This is a genomic window from Streptomyces xanthochromogenes (assembly GCF_014650455.1).
Lineage (GTDB): Bacteria > Actinomycetota > Actinomycetes > Streptomycetales > Streptomycetaceae > Streptomyces > Streptomyces xanthochromogenes.
This window is the reverse complement of the sequence record NZ_BMUZ01000002.1, coordinates 701,545-719,117: the sequence shown is the minus strand read 5'-3', so window position 1 is coordinate 719,117 and position 17,573 is coordinate 701,545. Positions and strand designations below refer to the sequence as shown.

The following is a 17,573-nucleotide window of genomic DNA, read 5'->3' as shown; positions in this document are numbered from 1 at the left end:
CCGTTTTCTTATGCCCCGCCTTTCCGGGCTCAAACGCAAAGGTTTCAACAAGGTTCCGAGCCTGTCACAACGGTGTGATCGACTCCACAACCCCGCCCTTTTGTCCGGTAATTACCGGACAAACCGGTTCGCGTGCATGCTCGCGTGATAACACAAACAAGCTCCGAGCACACCCCCGGACGGGAATGCGATTTCAATTTCTGGTCGGTAAATTTCCTCGGCATGACCGCCGCGCAAACAGCAGTCCGAATCGAAAGCCCACGAGTGGAGGACGGAGCCGCGATCTGGCGCATTGCCCGTGACTCCGAGGTGCTCGACCTCAACTCCTCGTACAGCTATCTGCTCTGGTGCCGCGACTTCGCCAGGACCTCCGCGGTGGCCCGGGACGACGACGGCACGCCCATCGCGTTCATCACCGGCTACGTACGGCCCGACCGCCCGGGCACGCTGGTGGTCTGGCAGGTCGCCGTCGACCACGCCCACCGCGGCCACGGGCTCGCGGGGCTGCTGCTCGAAGCGCTGACGGCGAGGGTGTCCGCCTCGCACGGGACGACCTGTCTCGAGACGACGGTCTCGCCGGACAACACCCCGTCCGACCGGCTCTTCACCTCGTTCGCCAAGCGCCGCGGCGCCGCCCTCGACCGAGAACTCCTCTTCGACGCGGGTCTTTTCCCCGACGACGGGCACCAGCCCGAAGTCCTCTACCGCATCGGCCCCCTCCACCCCCAGGGAGAAACGCTGTGACCATCACCCCGCCCGCCCTGAGTGTCTTCGAATCCCTTGAGTCGGAGGTGCGCAGCTACTGCCGCGGCTGGCCCGCCGTGTTCGACCGCGCGCAGGGTGCCCGCATCACCGACGAGGACGGCCACAGCTATCTCGACTTCTTCGCCGGAGCCGGCTCACTCAACTACGGGCACAACAACCCGGTACTGAAACGGGCGCTGCTCGACTACATCGAGCGGGACGGCATCACCCACGGCCTCGACATGGCGACGACCGCGAAACGAGCGTTCCTGGAGACGTTCCAGAACGTGATCCTGCGCCCGCGCGACCTGCCGTACAAGGTGATGTTCCCGGGCCCGACGGGCACCAACGCCGTCGAGGCCGCGCTGAAGCTGGCCCGCAAGGTGAAGGGCCGCGAGTCGATCGTCTCCTTCACCAACGCCTTCCACGGCATGTCGCTCGGCTCGCTCGCCGTCACCGGCAACGCCTTCAAGCGGGCCGGGGCCGGCATCCCGCTGGTGCACGGCACCCCGATGCCGTTCGACAACTACCTCGACGGCCGGGTGCCCGACTTCCTGTGGTTCGAGCGGCTCCTGGAGGACCAGGGCTCGGGCCTCAACAAGCCGGCCGCCGTGATCGTGGAGACCGTGCAGGGCGAGGGCGGCATCAACGTGGCCCGGCCCGAGTGGCTGCGCGCGCTCGCCGATCTGTGCCGCCGCCGCGACATGCTGCTCATCGTCGACGACATCCAGATGGGCTGCGGCCGCACCGGCGCCTTCTTCTCCTTCGAGGAGGCGGGCATCGTGCCGGACATCGTCACCCTCTCCAAGTCGATCAGCGGCTACGGACTCCCGATGTCGCTCTGCTTGTTCAAGGGCGAGCTCGACGTGTGGGAGCCCGGCGAGCACAACGGCACCTTCCGCGGCAACAACCCCGCGTTCGTCACCGCGACCGCCGCGCTGGAGGCGTACTGGGCCGACGCCGGCCAGATGGAGAAGCACACCCTGGCGCGCGGCGAGCAGATCGAGCAGGCCCTGCTCGCGCTGTGCACCGAGCACAGCCGGCTCGGCGCCAGCTACCGCGGCCGCGGCCTGGTGTGGGGTCTGGAGTTCGCCGACCCGGCCCGCGCCTCCGAGGTCTGCGCACGCGCCTTCGAACTGGGGCTGCTCCTGGAGACCTCCGGCCCCAAGAGCGAGGTGGTCAAGCTGCTGCCGTCGCTGACCATCACGCACGAGGAGCTGGACGAGGGGCTGCGGTCGCTGGCCCGCGCGGTCGCCGCGACCGTCTGACCCGCTCGACCGGCAGCGACCGGCCGTCGACCGGCGTACAAGAGATACACAGAAAGGGAGCAAGTCACCGTGATTGTCCGCTCGTTCAAGGACATCGAGAACACCGACCGCCATGTGAAGGCCGCCTCCGGCACCTGGGAGAGCAAGCGGATCGTCCTCGCGAAGGAAAAGGTCGGCTTCTCGCTGCACGAGACCGTCCTGTACGCGGGCACCGAGACCTCCATGTGGTACGCCAACCACATCGAGGCGGTCCTGTGCACCGAGGGCGAGGCCGAGCTCACCAACGAGGAGACCGGCGAGACCCACTGGATCGAGCCGGGCACGATGTATCTCCTGAACGGTCACGAGCGCCACACCTTGCGCCCCAAGACCGACTTCCGCTGTGTCTGCGTCTTCAACCCGCCCGTCACCGGACGGGAGGACCACGACGAGAACGGCGTCTACCCGCTGCTGACCGAACCCGAGGAGGGCTGACCATGACCGCCCAGGATCTCTACCCCACCCGTGGCTCGGCCGAGGTGGTCACACCCCGCCAGGACCCGGTCGTCTGGGGTCCGTCCGCCGGGCTCGAATCGTTCGAGCAGGACGGCTTCCTCGCGATCGAGGACCTGCTCTCGGACGACGAGGTGGCGCTCTACCGCTCGGAGCTGGAGCGGCTGATCGCCGACCCCGCCGTGCGTGCCGATGAGCGGTCGATCATCGAACCGCAGTCGCAGTCCGTGCGTTCGGTCTTCGAGGTGCACCGGATCAGCGAGATCTTCGCTCGTCTGGTGCGCGACGAGCGGGTCGTGGGCACGGCACGCCGCATCCTCGGCTCGGACGTGTACGTCCACCAGTCGCGGATCAACGTGAAGCCGGGCTTCGGCGCCTCGGGCTTCTACTGGCACTCGGACTTCGAGACCTGGCACGCCGAGGACGGTCTGCCGCGGATGCGGACGGTGTCGGTCTCGATCGCGCTGACCGAGAACCACGACACCAACGGCGGCCTGATGATCATGCCCGGCTCGCACCGGGACTTCCTCGGCTGCGAGGGCGCCACCCCGAAGGACAACTACAAGAAGTCCCTCCAGATGCAGGACGCGGGCACCCCCTCCGACGAGGCGCTCACCAAGATGGCCGACCGGCACGGCATCAAGCTGTTCACCGGCCGGGCGGGCTCGGCGACCTGGTTCGACTGCAATGCGATGCACGGCTCCGGGGACAACATCACCCCGTTCCCGCGCAGCAACGTGTTCATCGTCTTCAACAGCGTGGAGAACGCGGCCGAGGACCCCTTCGCGGCCCCGATCCGCCGCCCGGAGTTCATCGGGGCGCGGGACTTCACGCCGGTGCGGTAGAGCCCCTCCGGCCGGGGGTCCGGGGGTCGCCCCCGGAAGAACACAGCATCGGGGCGCGGGACTTCACGCCGGTGCGGTAGCCGCAGGACTGCGCGCAGGAGCACGCGCGAAGGCAAAGGCCCGGGGGCTCCCCCACTGCTCCCGGGCCAGGGACCGTACCAACGCCTCCACAGAGATCGTTGGTACGGTCCCTCCATGTCCATGGTCGATGAACCTTCCCGAACTCCCGTCACCGCCGCCGATGTCGAGCACGCGGTGCGGCTGTCCGTCACCGCGCTGCGCGCCGGGCTCGCCGCGGACTGGAGCGCGCCGGCCGGCACGCTGGAGTGGGACTGCTGGGAGACCGTCGAACACCTCTCGGACGACCTCTTCGCCTACGCCGTGCAGATCGGCCCGGCCCAGCCCCCGCTGGACGGCGAGGTCCCCTATCTCTGGGAGGCCAGGCGTCCCGGCGGTCCGCGCAACGCGGTACACGCGGACCGTGCCGCGGGCCCGGCCGGGCTCCTGCAGACCCTGGAGGCGAGCGGCGCCCTGCTGACCGCGATGGTGCGCACCGCCTCGCCCGAGGTACGGGCGTACCACGGTTTCGGCGTCTCGGACCCGGAGGGGTTCGGTGCGATGGGCATCGTCGAGACGCTGCTGCACACCCACGACGTGGCCGAGGGACTCGGCCTGGCCTGGACTCCGCCGACCGGCCTGTGCGACCGGGTGCTGGCCCGGCTGTTCCGGGACGTGCCGGAGGACCCGGACCGCTGGCGGGTGCTGCTGTGGGCCACCGGCCGCGCGGACCTGGCGGGGCGGACCCGCCCGGACAAGTGGCGCTGGTACGGCGAGCCGCTCAGTTCGGGCGCAGCCACACCCTGAGCGGCCCGGCCGGGGCGAAGCCCGCGCGCAGTGCGGCGGCCAGGTCGTCGCCGCTCTCGTAGCCGACGACCTCTCGGCCCGGCCACAGTCGGGCGACGGTGGCGAGGCAGCCCGCCCAGGCCGCGTCCTGGTCGCCGTCGACGGCGTACAGGTTGGAGATGCCCACGACGTCCCCGCTCCGGCTGGCGACGGCTCCCGCGGTCGCCTCTCCCCGCTCGTCGCGCTCCACCAGGAAGGAGTGGCCGGGTTCGGCGAGCAGCGCGGGCGGGAAGAGCCCTTCGCTCCCGCCGTCGGACCACGCCCGCTCCCAGGCGGCCAACTCGCCCTCGCCGTGCACGAGTTGCCAGCCCTTGCCGGTGATACCGGGAGCCGCCCGATGGATCCACTGCGCCTCGAAGAGGACCTCGAAGCCGTCGTCGCTCAGGTCGAGGACGGCAAAGCTGTCCTTCACGGACGCGCCGGGTGCGGTCAGGTCGATGGAGCCGAGGACGTCACCGGGCGAGGCCTCGGGGGTGAGCGTCACCGCGTCCGGATAGTAGAGCGGGGTGCGGCGCGGGCTGGTCCAGGCGTACGGCCCCTCGCGCCCCGTGATGCCGTGTGCGCGGCAGAGCGCGGCGCACCAGTCGGCGTTGTTGCGGGCGGCTTCGCGCGCCTGCCCGGTCGTGTCGCTCTTCGTGGTCACGGCCCGATCCTGCCTTGCCGGGCCGGGCCGTGACCAGCGGATTTCAGGCGCCCAGCGGGGCGGCCGCGTCGAGCGCCGGGTAGTCGGTGTAGCCGCGGTCGTCGCCGCCGAAGAAGGTCGACGGGTCGGGGGCGTTGAACGGACCGCCCGCCCGCAGCCGGGCCGGCAGGTCCGGGTTGGCGAGGAAGAGCGCGCCGTAGGAGATGAGGTCGGCGGTGCCGTCCTCGATCAGGGTGAGCGCGTCCGGCCCGGTGGGCCCTTCGGTGGCCGCGTTGAGGATGAACACGCCGGAGAACGACTTGCGCAGCCGGAGCGTCAACTCCCGGCTCTCCGGAACGACTTCGAGAACGTGGAGGTAGGCGAGGCCGAGCGGCTCAAGGGCGGCCACGAGCGCGGTGTAGACCGGGTCGGGCTCGGGCTCCACGATGCCGTTGTACGGGTTGCCGGGCGAGAGGCGGATGGCGGTGCGCTCGGCGCCGATCTCGGCCGCCACGGCCTTGGTCACCTCGACGGCGAATCGGATGTGGCCCTCGACCGAACCGCCCCAACCATCGGTGCGCACATTGGAGTTGGGCGCGAGGAACTGGTGGATGAGGTAACCGTTGGCGCCGTGCAGCTCGACGCCGTCGAAGCCGGCCTCGATCGCATTGCGCGCGGCGGCCGCGAAGTCGCCGATGGTGACCAGGATCTGGTCCTCGCTGAGCGCCTGCGGGGTGATGAAGGGCTTGGGGCCCTCGTGCGTGAAGACCTGCCCGTCGGCGGCCACGGCGGACGGGCCCACGTTGATCAGGTCGCCGGGCAGCAGATCGGGGTGGCCGATCCGGCCCGCGTGCATGAGCTGGGCGAAGATCCGGCCGCCCTTGGCGTGCACGGCATCGGTGACCTTGCGCCAGGCCGCGATCTGCTCGTCGCTGTGCAGCCCCGGGGTGTCGGGGTAGCCCTGGCCGACCGGGGAGGGCTGGACACCCTCGGTGATGAGGAGCCCGGCCGAGGCGCGCTGGGCGTAGTACTCGGCGGTCGACGCGGTCGGCGAGTTGCCCGGCCCGGTGGCGCGGCTGCGGGTCATGGGTGCCAGGGCGATGCGGTTGGCGAGCGGGGTGCCGGCCAGGTCGATCGGATCGAAAGCGGTGGTCACAGCGGCCTCCAGGGAGACAAGGGAGAGTATGCGGCCGACCCCGAAGGTTTATGTGGTCGGCCAAGTATCGGTGCCGAAAGCCACTGTAGCGCATTACTTGGCCGACCAAGGTAATCTTGTCGCATGACCTCCGACGAGCCCGTCTGTACCGATTTCCCCCACCTGCCGAGCGCGGCCCGCGGCGGCCCGTTCAGCCATGCGGTCTCACGGGTGGCCCGGCTGCACCGCATCGCCGCGGGCCGTCAGCTGCGCTCCATCGGGCTCTACCCGGGGCAGGAGCTCCTGATGATGCACCTGTGGGACGCGGGGGCGGCCCGTCAGTCCGAGCTGATCAAGCTGCTTGAGCTCGACCCGTCGACGGTCACCAAGATGCTCCAGCGCCTGGAGCAGGCCGGCTATGTCCGGCGCAGCCCCGACCCGAAGGACCGGCGCGCCGCGCTGGTCGAGGCGACCGACGACGGCTGCGTCCTGCACGAGCGCGTGCAGCAGGCCTGGACGGACCTGGAGGAGCAGACCCTGGCGGGCCTGGACGCGGCCGAACGGGCCGAGCTGGCAAGGCTGTTGGGGAAGGTGGAGGCCAACCTGTGCCGCTCGGCGGGCGCCGCGGCCGACTGCGAGGCCGAACCGTCCTGCCCGAGCGAGGCGGGCTGCGGGGAGTGAGGCGACCCGCGGGGAGCCGGGCGACTCCCGGGGGGTGAGCCCGGCCGGGGTGTCAACTCCCCCGGCCGGACGGGAACTTCCGCGGACGGGCGCTTCAGCGGGCGGGCACGTCAGCGAGCGGGCAGCAGCTCCAGGAGGCGGTCCACGTCCGCGGCCGAGCTGTACAGATGGAAGGCCGCGCGCAGATTGCCCGCGCGGTTGGAGAGTTCGACCCCCGCACGGCTCAGCTCCTCCTGGTGGTGACCGAGGCCCGGGACCGCCACGATCGCCGAGCCGGGCGCGGCCACCGGCTCGTGGCCGAGCGGGGCGAGGCCGGCGCGGAAGCGGTCGGCGAGCGCCGTGTTGTGCGCGTGGATGCGCTCGATGCCCACCTCCTCGACGAGGGCCAGCGAATGCCGGGCCCCGGTGTACGAGAACAGCGCCGGGCTCTCGTCGAACCGCCGCGCGGAGTGCGCCAGTTCGTCGATGGGGCCGTAGCAGGCGTCCCAGGGGTGCTCGCCCGCCACCCAGCCCGCGAAGATCGGGTTCAGGTCGCCGAGGTCGTCGGGGACGGTCAGGAAGGCGACCCCGCGCGGGGCGGCCAGCCATTTGAAGCCGACCGTCACGGTGTAGTCGTATGCCCCGGCGTCGACCGGGTACCAGCCCGCGCCCTGGGACACGTCGACCAGGGTCCGGGCGCCGTGGGCGCGGGCGGCCTCGCGGATCGCGGCGAGGTCGGCGATGCGGCCGTCCGCGGACTGGACCGCGCTGACCGCGACCAGGGCGGTGCCCGGCCGCACCGACTCGGCCAGCCGCTCCAGGGGCGCGGTGCGCACCTTCAGGTCCCGGCGCATGTGGAACGGGTTCACCACGGAGCTGAAGTCGGCCTCGGCGACGAGGACTTCGGCGCCCTCGGGCAGGGATGCGGCGACGAGCCCGGTGTAGACGGCGACGGAGGCGCCGGTCGCCACCTGCCGCACGGGGACGCCGACGAGGCGGGCGTAGGTGGCGCGGGCCGCCTCCACATCGCCGAACATGTCGGTCGGCCGGCCCGCCGCCGAGGCGGCCACGGCTTCACCCATGGCCGCCACGGTCCGGGCCGGCAGCAGCCCGGTGCTCGCGGTGTTGAGGTAGGTGGTCTGCGGCGCGAACTCGCCGCGCGCGAGGGAGTCCAGTTCCATGACTCCACCCTGAATCCCCGACAACCCCAAGTCAATTGGGCAAAATCACCGGATACCCCTAAGCAATGCTTATGAACACGACTCGGGGGCCGAGCCGGCGGCACGGATCAGCGCGGAACCTCGCACCCTTCCGGCCCGCAGGCTTCCGCGTCACCCTGGACGGACTTCAGGGCCGGTGCCGGGGTGCGCTCCTGCCACGCCTGCTCAAGGGCCTGGGTGAAGACCTCGGCGGGCTGGCCGCCGGAGATCCCGTACTTCCGGTCGAGCACGAAGAAGGGGACGGCGTTGGCGCCGAGCTCGGCCGCCTCGCGCTCGTCGGCCCGCACCTCGTCGGCATAGGCGCTCTCGTCGGCGAGCACCGTACGGACCTCGGCCTCCGCCAGACCCGCCTCGACCGCGACCGCGACCAGGACCTCGGCGTCGAAAACGGAGCGCTCCTCGGCGAAGTTGGCCCGGTAGGCGAGGTCGAGCAGCTCGCTCTGACGCCCGCGCGCCTTGGCCAGGTGCAGGACGCGGTGGATGTCGAAGGTGTTGCCGTGGTCACGGCCGTCGGCGAGGTAGCCGAGCCCCTCGGCGTGCGCGTTGGACGCCACGTTGGCCTCCATGGCGCGGGCCTCCTCCAGGGTGCGGCCGTACTTCTCGGCCAGCATCGGGATCACCGGGGCGATGTCGCCCTTGGGCCGGTTCGGGTCGAGCTCGAAGGAGCGGTGGACCACCTCGATGTCGTCCCCGTGGGCGAACTCCGCCAGGCCCTTCTCGAAGCGGGCCTTGCCGATGTAGCACCACGGGCAGGCGATGTCGCTCCAGATCTCGACGCGCATGTCACTTCTCTCAGTTTGTTGAAGGTCGTACGTCCCCCGTCAACGCGCGCGTCCCCCACCCCATTCCCGCGCCGCCCACCGCAGGGATCAGGCCGCCGTCGTGATCCTGCTGAAGGTGGTGCGGTAGGCGCTCGGGGTCAGGCCGGTGCGGCGGACCAAGTGGGCGCGCAGCGAGTCCGCGCTGCCCAGGCCGCTGGCCGCGGCGACCCGCTCCATGGGCAGGCCGGTGGTCTCCAGGAGCTCCTTGGCCCGCTCGATGCGCTGGTGGAGCAGCCACTGCAGCGGGCTCACCCCGCTCTCGGCGTGGAAGCGGCGGGTCAGGGTGCGCACGCTGACGCCCGCGTGCCGGGCCAGGTCGGTCAGGGTGAGCGGCCTGTCGAGGTGGCGCATCGCCCAGCCCCGGGTGTCCGCGCAGACCTCCCCGCGCTCGGCGGGCAGCGGGGTCTGGGTGAACTGGGTCTGGCCACCGGGCCGCACCGGCGCGACCAGCGCACGGCGGGCCACCGCGTTGGCGACGGCGGCGCCGTAGTCGGTGCGGATGATGTGCAGGCACAGGTCGATCCCGGCGGCGTACCCGGAGGAGGTCATGACGTTGCCGTCCTGCACGTACAGGACGTCGCCCTTGAGGTCGAGCGCCGGATAGCGCCTGCGCAGCTCCTCGGCCAGCTCCCAGTACGTGGTGGCGCTGCGCCCGTCGAGCAGTCCGGCCTCGGCCAGGACGAAAGCGCCGCTGCAGATGGACGCGACGCGTACGCCCGCCGTGGCAGCGCGGCCGACCGCGGCCACCGTGCGCGGGTCGGGCTCGTAACGCTCCCCGGTGCCCGCGACCAGGACCGTGTCCGCGCCCTCGACCGCGTCCAGACCCCGGCCCACGTACAGGTCGAGCCCGCCCGTCGTGGCGATCGGGCCGGGCTCGGGGGTGCAGACGACCACCTCGTACCCGGGCCCGCCGTCCACCTCGACCTTGCCGAACAGCAGCTCCGGGATGGCGAGGTTGAACATCGAGACGGGCGAGGGCGCGACGACGGCGACCCGGTGCAGCGGCATGGCCAGAACCTCCGGACGTATGGCATTCGAGCCACTACTGTATGCGGCGCGTCCTCGCCAGGCTGGGGGCATGTCACCGAACGCCGCACCCCGAACCGCGCTCGCCGAAAGCCGGTTGACCCCGAAGCCGCCGGGCGGCTCCTCCCCCGCCCTGACCCTGACCGCCGCCCTGCTCGGCTTCGCCCTGATCACCCTGGACGCCTCCGTGGTGAACGTCGCGCTGCCCGCGATCGGCGGCGACCTCGGCGGCGGCATGTCCGGGCTCCAGTGGGTGGTGGACGCCTACACGCTCGCGTTCGCCGCGCTGATGCTGTCGACCGGCGCCTTCGCCGACCGGATCGGCTCGGCGAAGGCGTACACGCTCGGCACGGTCGTCTTCACCCTGGCCTCGGCGGCCTGCGGCCTGGCACCCGGCCTCGGCGTGCTGATCGGCGCCCGGGTCGTGCAGGGCGTCGCGGCCGCGGTGGTGCTGCCCGCCTCGCTCGCCCTGGTGCGCCAGGCCCACCCGGACCCCGAGCGCCGGGCCAGGGCGGTGGCGCTGTGGGCGGCCGGGGGTTCGGTGGCGGTCGCGCTCGGCCCGGTCGCGGGAGGCGCGCTGACCACCGTCTGGGACTGGCGCGGCATCTTCTTCATCAACCTTCCCCTCGGCCTCGTGGCCCTCGCCCTGACCACCCGTGCCCCGCGCGCCGCACGCCGCCCCGCGCCGCTCGACCTCCCGGGTCAGCTGGCGGCCGTCGTGGCCCTCGCCGCGCTCGCCTTCGCGGTGATCGAGCAGGGCGCGGTACGGGTCGTGGCGGGCGTGCTCGCGGCGACCGCGGGGCTCGCGTTCTGGATCGTCGAACGCCGCGCGGCCCATCCGGTGGTGCCGCTCGGCCTCTTCCGCAGCCGGACGGTGGGCGTCGCGATCGGCGCGGGCGCGGCGGCCAGCGTCGCGTTCTACGGGGTGGTCTTCGTCTTCAGTCTGTACTTCCAGCGGGTGCGGGGCGAGTCCGCACTCACGGCGGGGCTGATGTTCCTGCCGATGACGGTGCTGATCCCGGTCATGAACGTGCTCTCCGGCAAGCTCTCGAACCGCTTCGGCCCACGCGTTCCCCTGCTGACGGGTCAACTCCTCGCCCTCATGGGCCTGTTGGTGCTGCTGCTCGTCGACGAGCACACGCCGACGCTGCTCGCCGCGTTCCTGATGGTGCCGCTCGCCCTCGGCTGCGGCATCTCGGTGCCCGCACTGACCGCCGCCATGATGGAGGCGTTGCCGCGGGAGCGGGCGGGGCTGGCGGCGGGAGTGCTCAACGCCGGCCGGCAGGTCGCGGGGGCGCTCAGCATCGCGGTGTTCGGCTCCCTGATCGCGGGCCCCGCGGGCTTCGTCCCCGGTCTGCGGATCAGCCTGCTGCTGGCGGCGGCCCTGTTCGCGGTGGCGGCGGTGGGCACGGCGCGGCTTCCCCGTGGGGGCTCGGGGGATTGAGGCGCCCCGGGGCTCCGCCCCAGACCCCGTTCGCGCCTCAAGGGCGCTCGTCCTCAAACTCCCCCAATGCCTCAAGGGCCAGGGGGACCCCCATTGACGGGCTGAAGATGCCCCCGCACCCGGCGCTTTAGGGGCGCGAGGAACTGCGCGACCAGCCACGCACTGCCCGCAGCCGAATCACTCCACCCCCGGAGGCCACGCGGCGGAGCCGCAGAGTGTCACAGCGGGACGGGGCGGGGTGGGGTCAACTGCCGTCCCGCAAATCGTCCGGCGCGTACCCCCGGAACTCGACGGAGTCGAAGGCCACCGAGCACCCCCCGCCCGTGGGCGACTGCGCGAGGAACCCCACCCGGGCCACCTCGCTCTCCTGCGCCGTCCCGAGCGCGAAGACCCGCACGAACACCCAGCGTTCACCGTCCAGGGACGCGTGGAAGGCGAACGCCTTGCCGGTCCGGGTGATCCGGAGCCAGACGCTGTCCCCCTCCACCTCCCAGGAGTTCGCGTCGTCCGAGAGTCCCCGCGTGACGACCGTGCAGATCGTCGGCCGCCGCGGCGAGAGCTCCAGGCAGAGCTTGGCCCACTGCCGCTCCCCCACGTGCACGTAGAGGACACCGGCGTCGAAGGGCGCCTCGAAGCCGACGGTGGCCCGCGCGATCAGCTGGAAGTCCCCGGCGGGCGCGACCCCGAGCAGCCGGGGTGCGTCGGAGGCGGGCTCCAGGCTTTCCCCGGCCGGCGGCACGAACCGGTCCTGGCGGGCGCCGGCCCGTACCGAGAGGACACCGTCGTCGTACGTCCAGGCCGCCTCCGGCCCGTACGGCTCCAGCGGGAAGGGCAGTTCGGGCAGGCGCACGGTCATGCCGGGGTTCCGTTCACTCGGCGGGGCAGGCCCAGCGGGTTGTCGTCGCGCAGCTCCGGCGGCAGCAGGGCCCCGGGAGTGCTCTGGTACGTGACCGGCCGCAGCCAGCGCTCGATGGCGGTGGCGCCGACCGAGGTGGAGGTGGAGGTGGCCGCCGGGTAGGGGCCGCCGTGGTGCTGGGCGGGGGCGACCGCGACTCCGGTGGGCCAGCCGCCGACCAGGACCCGGCCCGCCAACTGGGTCAGTTCCAGGAGGAGTTGGGCGCCCGCCCCTTCGCCCTCCGCTTCCGCCGAGGAGAGCTGGAGGGTGGCGGTGAGGTTGCCCGGCAGCCGGGAGAGCACCGCGCCGACCTCGGACTCGTCGGCGTACCGGGCGACGACGGTGACCGGCCCGAAGCACTCCTCCAGGAGCAGGTCGTGCGCGCCCCGCGCCGCGAGAGAGGCGGCCGGCACGGTCAAGTAGCCGCCGCTGACGGTGTGTTCGCCGCCCGCCCCGGCCGTCACCGGCGCCTCGACGCCGGGCAGCGCGGCCCGCTCGGCGACCCCGGCGACGAACGCGTCCCGCATCCGGTGGTCGAGCATGACCCCGGCGTCGGTGTCGCAGACGGCCGTCGTGAGGGCCTTGAGCAGCGCGTCGCCCGCCGCGCCCGCCGGAACCAGGACGAAGCCGGGCTTCGTGCAGAACTGGCCCACGCCCATGGTCATCGAGGCGCCGAGGCCGGCCCCGATCGCCTCGCCGCGCTCCTCGGCGGCGGCCCGGGTCACCACGACCGGGTTGAGCGAGCCCAGCTCGCCGTGGAAGGGGATGGGCACGGGCCGCGCGGCCGCCGCGTCGAACAGGGCCCGCCCGCCGCGCACGGACCCGGTGAACCCGGCGGCCGACACCAGCGGGTGGCGCACGAGCTCGACGCCCGCGGCGAAGCCGTGCACCAGGACCACGACGTCCTCGGGCAGCCCGGCCCGGACGGCGGCGCGGCGCAGCAGCGAGACGCAGAGCTCGGAGGTCGCCGGATGGTCGGGATGCGCCTTGACGACGACCGGGCAGCCGGCCGCCAGTGCGCTCGCGGTGTCGCCGCCGGGCACGGAGAAGGCGAGCGGGAAGTTGGAGGCCGCGTAGACGGCGACGACACCGAGCGGGATCTTGACGCGGCGCAGGTCCGGCCAGGGCGGGGTGCGGGACGGGTCGGCGTGGTCGATCCGTATGTCGAGGAAGGAGCCCTCCTCGACCGCCTCCGCGAATGCCCTCAACTGGGCCGTCGTGCGGGCCAGTTCACCGGTGAGGCGGACCGGGCCGAGTGCCGTCTCGGCGTCGGCGGCCTCCACGACGTGCTCGGCGGAGGCGTCCAGGAGGTCGGCCGCGGCCCGCAGGAACACGGCGCGTACCCTCCGATCGGCCAGCGCGTCCCGGGTGGCCCGGGCCGCCCGGACCGCCTGGTCGACCTCCTCGGGCGTGGCTTCGACCGCAACCTCTTCACGCGGCTTCCCCGTTCGGGGGTCGACACTCCAGACTGGTGCTGCTGCGCTCACCGCAAGTCCTTCCGCTGCCCGGTCCGCTGCTGCTCGGCCCGCTCCTGCCGCCCATCAGGACTTGTTCGGTATTCTGAACAGAGTTCCCGATGCTGAATATGCTGGGACTCTATTAACGGGTGTTCCGCCTTGGCAAGAAGCCTCGGCGAGAAGGAGCGGGGTGCGGGATGTCGGCTGCCGATTCAGGTGGAGCACAGGTCAAGTCCGCGGTGCGGACGGTCGAGTTGCTCGAATATTTCGCGGGGCGCCCCGGAATGCACTCCCTGGCCGCGGTCCAGGAGGCGGTGGGCTACCCCAAGTCCAGCCTGTACATGCTGCTCCGCACCCTGGTGGAGCTCGGCTGGGTGGAGACGGACGCGACGGGCACCCGGTACGGCATCGGCGTGCGCGCCCTGCTCGTGGGCACGTCCTACATCGACGGCGACGAGGTGGTGACGGCGGCCCGCCCCACCCTGGACCGCCTCTCGGACGACACGACCGAGACCATCCACCTCGCCCGGCTCGACGGCACGAACGTGGTCTACCTCGCCACCCGCCAGTCCCAGCACTATCTGCGCCCCTTCACCCGGGTCGGTCGGCGCCTGCCCGCACACTCCACCTCGCTCGGCAAGGCGCTGCTGGCCACCCACAGCGACGAGCAGGTGCGCAAGCTGCTCCCGGAGACGCTCCAGCAGCTGACCGAGCACACCATCACCGATCGCGAGAAGCTCATCGAGGAGCTGCACCTCGTCCGCGAGCAGGGCTATGCCGTGGACCGCGAGGAGAACACGCTGGGCCTGCGCTGCTTCGGCGTCGCGATCCCGTACCGCACCCCGGCCCGTGACGCGATCAGCTGCTCGGTGCCGGTGGCCCGCCTCACCCCCGCCCACGAACAGATGGTTAAGGACGCGCTGTTCGACGCGAGGGACCGCCTGACCCTGGCCACCCGCCGCCTCTGACCGCAGGGCCCCGCGATCCCGCCGGGGACACGAGGAACCGCGCCTTCCACCGCACGCGGCCCGCGGACGAGGGGCAACGGGGCCGGGGCGAAGCCCCGCCGGAGGGTACGCCGGGCGGAAACCCGGGCGCTCTCCCCCGCACGGCGGAGCCGGATCGTCGCCCGGCAGGACGCGTCCGGGCAACCGGAACGGGAGCGTGAGGGGCATGCCCCTCACCACCCCGCGCCGCGCGGCCCTCCGTACCGTGGCCATCACCGCCTGCCTTCCCTATCTCTGCCTCAAGGCCGCCTGGATCGGTGGCAGCCATCTCGGCATCCCGGAGCACAGCGGCCTGCGCGACCACTCCTCCGGGATGGCGGCAGCCAACACCGCCTCGATCCTCCTCGACTCATGCGTGATCGCCCTCGCGCTGCTGCTCACCCGCCCGTGGGGGCTGCGCGTGAAGACCTGGCTGCTCGCGCTCCCGATGTGGGTCGCCACCGGCCTGCTCGCCCCGGTCATGACGGGCTATCCCCTCCAACTCCTGCTCCACGCAAGCGGGTTGAGCGCCGGACCCGCCGCCCCCAGCAGCGCTCCGTTCCTCGACCCCTGGGTCTTCGCCGTCGTCTACGCCGGCTTCATCGTCCAGGGCCTGTCCCTCGGCACCCTGTTCACGCTGTACGCCCGGGACCGCTGGGGACACCTGCTGCGCGGCCGGACCGGCGAACTCCCGTCGAGCGGTGCCGCACCGCGCACGGCGGCCGTCGTCACTGCGGTGCTCTCGCTCCTTCCGGCCGCCGCACACCTCCTGTGGGCGACGGGCTCGGGACGCGGCCTGACCCCGGCCCTGGCCGCAGGGCGAACCACCGACGACTACGCGCTGGAAGCCGTGTTCGCGGTGTTCGCCCTGGTGGGCGCGGCGGGCGCGCTGATGACCGCCTTCGGGCTCGGCCGCGCACTGCCGCTGCGGCTGCCGCTGGCCCTCGCGTGGCTCGGCTCGGGCGCCACCGCCTGCTGGGGCGGGTGGCTCTGGCTCTCCGCACTGCTGGTCGCGGACCGTACCGCCGACGGGCCCACCGCCACGATGGGCCTCACCTACGCTGTGCAGATGGTCATCGGGACGCTGATCGTCGTCATGGGCATCCGCCTCTTCGCCGAGCGCGCCCACCAGGTGGGCCGCACTCCGTGATGCGCGCCCTCCTCGGCGCCCGGGCCCGGCACCGCTGGGTCCATCTGGTCATCGGCGGGGCCCTGTTGATGCCGTACTTCCTGGTCGGCTCGGTCGTCGTCGGCGGTGTCGCGGGCGGTGCCGGCTCCTTCGACTCCTTCCCGCGCGCACTCGTCACGTTCGCCCTCGCGCTGCCCCTGGCCACCGTGTCCGGCCTGGTGCCGATCGCCCGGCCGCTGCTCGTGTTCGGCGCCCGCGCGCTGTGCGGGGTGGCTCCGGCGGCGCTCGCCGACGGGCCCGCACGCTCCTGGAACGCCCGGCTGCGGACCTCGGCCTGGTACACCCTGCAGGTCGCGCTCGGCGGGGTCGTGAGCGGGGCGAGCCTGGCGCTGCCGCCGTTCACGGTGTTCCTGATCGCCCTGCCCGTCGTCCCGGGCCTGCGGCACAACGTCTACAGCACGGGCGGGCCGCTCGCCACCGGCTGGGGGGTCGCCCTCGCCCCGGCCGCCGGGATCGCGATGCTGCTCACCCTCGCGGCCTGCTCGGCGGCGGCCGGGGCGCTGCTCGCCCGGCTCGCGCCCGTACTGCTCGGCCCGTCCCCCGCCGACCGCCTGGCCGCCGCCGAACAGCGCGCCGTGGAACTCGCGGTACGCAACCGGCTCGCCCGCGAGCTCCACGACTCGGTGGGCCACGCGCTGAGCGCGGTGACCCTCCAGGCGAGCGCGGCCCGCCGGGTCCTGGACTCGGACCCCGCGTTCGTCCGCGAGGCCCTCGCCGCCATCGAGGAGACCACCCGCCGCACGGTGGACGAACTCGACTCCGTACTCGGCCTGTTGCGCCGGGACGACGGCGACCCCGGCGCCCCGGATCTCGCGACCCCGGGCCTCGCCGCCCTGGAGGGCCTGCTCTCGCGCACCGGCCTCGACGTCGCGTACACGTTGGAGGGCGATCCCTCCCGCGTACCCGAACTCGTCTCGCGCGAGGCGTACCGGATCGTGCAGGAGGGCCTGAGCAACGCCCTTCGCCACGGCGCACGTTCCCCCGTGACGCTGCATGTCGCGGTGAGCGAAAGGGAGTTGACGATGACGATGGAGAACTCCTGGTCCGGCGCGGCACCGGTGGTGCGTCCCGGCGGCGGACACGGGCTGCGCGGCATGGCGGAGCGGGCCGCACTGCTCGGCGGGCGCGCCTCGGCCGGCCCGGACGGCGGCGTCTGGCGCCTCGACGCACGACTGCCGACCGGCGGTGCGCGATGAGCGGCCCGATCCGGGTCGTGGTGGCCGACGACGAGCGGATGGTCCGCACGGCGCTGCGGGTGATCCTCGACGCCGAGTCCGGCATCGAGGTCGTCGGCGAGGCCACCACCGGCGCCGAAGCGGTCTCGGTCGTACGCGAGAGGCTGCCCGACGTCGTCCTGATGGACGTCCGGATGCCCGGGATCGACGGCATCCGCGCCACCGAGCAGATCCTGGCCACGCTCGCCGCGCCGCCGCGGGTCGTGGTGGTCACGACCTTCGAGAACGACAGCCACGTGTACGACGCGCTGCGTGCGGGTGCCGCCGGTTTCCTGCTCAAGCGGGCCGCGGCCGAGGAGCTGATCCAGGCCGTCCGGCTGGTCGCCCGCAGCGACTCGCTGCTCTTCCCCGCGCAGATCCGCGACCTGGCCGCCCGCCACGCGCCCGCCGGCGCCACGGCCCGCGCGTGGACGGCCCGGCTCACCGGGCGCGAGGCACAGGTGCTGCGCCTGATGGCGACGGGCCGCACCAACGCGGAGATCGCCGAGCGGATGGGCGTCGGGCCGGCCACGGTCAAGACGCATGTCGCCGCCGTCCTCGCCAAGACGGGCACCCGCGACCGCACCCAGGCGGTGATCGCGGCCTACGAGTCGGGCTTCGTACGGCCGCGGTGACGGTTCCGCACACGGCC

General features: G+C 72.6%; 18 protein-coding genes. 11 read left to right on the top strand and 7 right to left on the bottom strand.

The genetic code is table 11. From position 1 onward, the window contains the following. The first annotated feature begins 222 nt into the window (after positions 1 to 222). From ectA to IE267_RS07035, 5 genes are all read left to right on the top strand, one after another. A complete protein-coding gene (gene ectA, locus IE267_RS07055) occupies positions 223 to 744 on the top strand; it encodes a diaminobutyrate acetyltransferase (protein ID WP_161247033.1) in 522 nt (173 codons plus the stop codon). After that, entirely contained in the window at positions 741 to 2,012 is a 1,272-nt protein-coding gene (gene ectB / locus IE267_RS07050; protein WP_167154131.1) for a diaminobutyrate--2-oxoglutarate transaminase, read from the top strand. The genes ectA and ectB overlap by 4 nt, the downstream gene beginning before the upstream one ends. Positions 2,013 to 2,081: 69 nt before the next feature. Further along, positions 2,082 to 2,486, top strand: coding sequence for an ectoine synthase (locus tag IE267_RS07045; RefSeq protein ID WP_100574374.1), 405 nt, complete (start codon positions 2,082 to 2,084; stop codon positions 2,484 to 2,486). Between the two features lie 2 nt (positions 2,487 to 2,488). After that, the gene (gene thpD / locus IE267_RS07040; RefSeq protein WP_167154129.1) at positions 2,489 to 3,349 is read left to right on the top strand and encodes an ectoine hydroxylase; all 861 of its coding nucleotides are present in this window, start codon (positions 2,489 to 2,491) and stop codon (positions 3,347 to 3,349) included. A gap of 195 nt (positions 3,350 to 3,544) precedes the next feature. After that, positions 3,545 to 4,213 carry a hypothetical protein gene (locus IE267_RS07035; protein WP_189762444.1) on the top strand — a complete coding sequence of 223 codons (669 nt, stop codon included), beginning with the start codon at positions 3,545 to 3,547 and terminating at the stop codon, positions 4,211 to 4,213. Here IE267_RS07035 and IE267_RS07030 read toward each other — a convergent pair. Beyond that, complete coding sequence (locus tag IE267_RS07030) at positions 4,188 to 4,895, bottom strand: hypothetical protein (protein ID WP_189762443.1); 708 nt, start codon at positions 4,893 to 4,895, stop codon at positions 4,188 to 4,190. The genes IE267_RS07035 and IE267_RS07030 overlap by 26 nt on opposite strands. Before the next feature lie 43 nt (positions 4,896 to 4,938). After that, positions 4,939 to 6,030 carry an alkene reductase gene (locus tag IE267_RS07025; RefSeq protein WP_189762442.1) on the bottom strand — a complete coding sequence of 364 codons (1,092 nt, stop codon included), beginning with the start codon at positions 6,028 to 6,030 and terminating at the stop codon, positions 4,939 to 4,941. A gap of 123 nt (positions 6,031 to 6,153) precedes the next feature. On the opposite strand from IE267_RS07025, the gene IE267_RS07020 reads away from it, so the two are divergent. After that, positions 6,154 to 6,690: a MarR family winged helix-turn-helix transcriptional regulator gene (locus tag IE267_RS07020; protein ID WP_167154123.1), complete on the top strand. Its 537-nt coding sequence runs from the start codon at positions 6,154 to 6,156 to the stop codon at positions 6,688 to 6,690. Positions 6,691 to 6,800: 110 nt separating this feature from the next. Here the strand turns inward: IE267_RS07020 and IE267_RS07015 are convergent, their stop codons facing one another. The 3 genes from IE267_RS07015 to IE267_RS07005 form a co-directional block, all read right to left on the bottom strand. Then, positions 6,801 to 7,850: an aminotransferase class V-fold PLP-dependent enzyme gene (locus IE267_RS07015; RefSeq protein ID WP_189762441.1), complete on the bottom strand. Its 1,050-nt coding sequence runs from the start codon at positions 7,848 to 7,850 to the stop codon at positions 6,801 to 6,803. A 107-nt stretch (positions 7,851 to 7,957) separates the two neighbouring features. After that, positions 7,958 to 8,671, bottom strand: coding sequence for a DsbA family oxidoreductase (locus IE267_RS07010; RefSeq protein ID WP_189762440.1), 714 nt, complete (start codon positions 8,669 to 8,671; stop codon positions 7,958 to 7,960). Between the two features lie 87 nt (positions 8,672 to 8,758). Next, the gene (locus tag IE267_RS07005; RefSeq protein WP_189762439.1) at positions 8,759 to 9,718 is read right to left on the bottom strand and encodes a GlxA family transcriptional regulator; all 960 of its coding nucleotides are present in this window, start codon (positions 9,716 to 9,718) and stop codon (positions 8,759 to 8,761) included. A 70-nt stretch (positions 9,719 to 9,788) separates the two neighbouring features. Here IE267_RS07005 and IE267_RS07000 point away from each other — a divergent pair, with 70 nt between their 5' ends. Then, entirely contained in the window at positions 9,789 to 11,180 is a 1,392-nt protein-coding gene (locus IE267_RS07000) for an MFS transporter (RefSeq protein WP_229860792.1), read from the top strand. A gap of 244 nt (positions 11,181 to 11,424) precedes the next feature. On the opposite strand, the gene IE267_RS06995 is transcribed toward IE267_RS07000, so the two are convergent. Beyond that, a complete protein-coding gene (locus IE267_RS06995) occupies positions 11,425 to 12,036 on the bottom strand; it encodes a DUF1349 domain-containing protein (RefSeq protein WP_167154113.1) in 612 nt (203 codons plus the stop codon). Continuing rightward, on the bottom strand, positions 12,033 to 13,562 hold the full coding sequence (locus tag IE267_RS06990) for an aldehyde dehydrogenase (NADP(+)) (RefSeq protein WP_189762437.1): 1,530 nt from the start codon (positions 13,560 to 13,562) through the stop codon (positions 12,033 to 12,035). Before IE267_RS06990 ends, IE267_RS06995 begins: the two co-directional genes overlap by 4 nt. 167 nt (positions 13,563 to 13,729) lie before the next feature. Here IE267_RS06990 and IE267_RS06985 point away from each other — a divergent pair, with 167 nt between their 5' ends. The 4 genes from IE267_RS06985 (at position 13,730) to IE267_RS06970 (ending at position 17,556) form a co-directional block, all read left to right on the top strand. Further along, positions 13,730 to 14,500: an IclR family transcriptional regulator gene (locus IE267_RS06985; RefSeq protein WP_161244169.1), complete on the top strand. Its 771-nt coding sequence runs from the start codon at positions 13,730 to 13,732 to the stop codon at positions 14,498 to 14,500. A 205-nt stretch (positions 14,501 to 14,705) separates the two neighbouring features. Then, positions 14,706 to 15,668: a hypothetical protein gene (locus IE267_RS06980; protein ID WP_189762436.1), complete on the top strand. Its 963-nt coding sequence runs from the start codon at positions 14,706 to 14,708 to the stop codon at positions 15,666 to 15,668. Continuing rightward, positions 15,668 to 16,903 carry a sensor histidine kinase gene (locus IE267_RS06975; protein ID WP_189762516.1) on the top strand — a complete coding sequence of 412 codons (1,236 nt, stop codon included), beginning with the start codon at positions 15,668 to 15,670 and terminating at the stop codon, positions 16,901 to 16,903. Before IE267_RS06980 ends, IE267_RS06975 begins: the two co-directional genes overlap by 1 nt. After that, positions 16,900 to 17,556 (top strand): response regulator transcription factor, encoded by a 657-nt coding sequence (locus tag IE267_RS06970; RefSeq protein WP_161244171.1) that lies wholly within the window; start codon positions 16,900 to 16,902, stop codon positions 17,554 to 17,556. Before IE267_RS06975 ends, IE267_RS06970 begins: the two co-directional genes overlap by 4 nt. Positions 17,557 to 17,573: the final 17 nt, after the last annotated feature.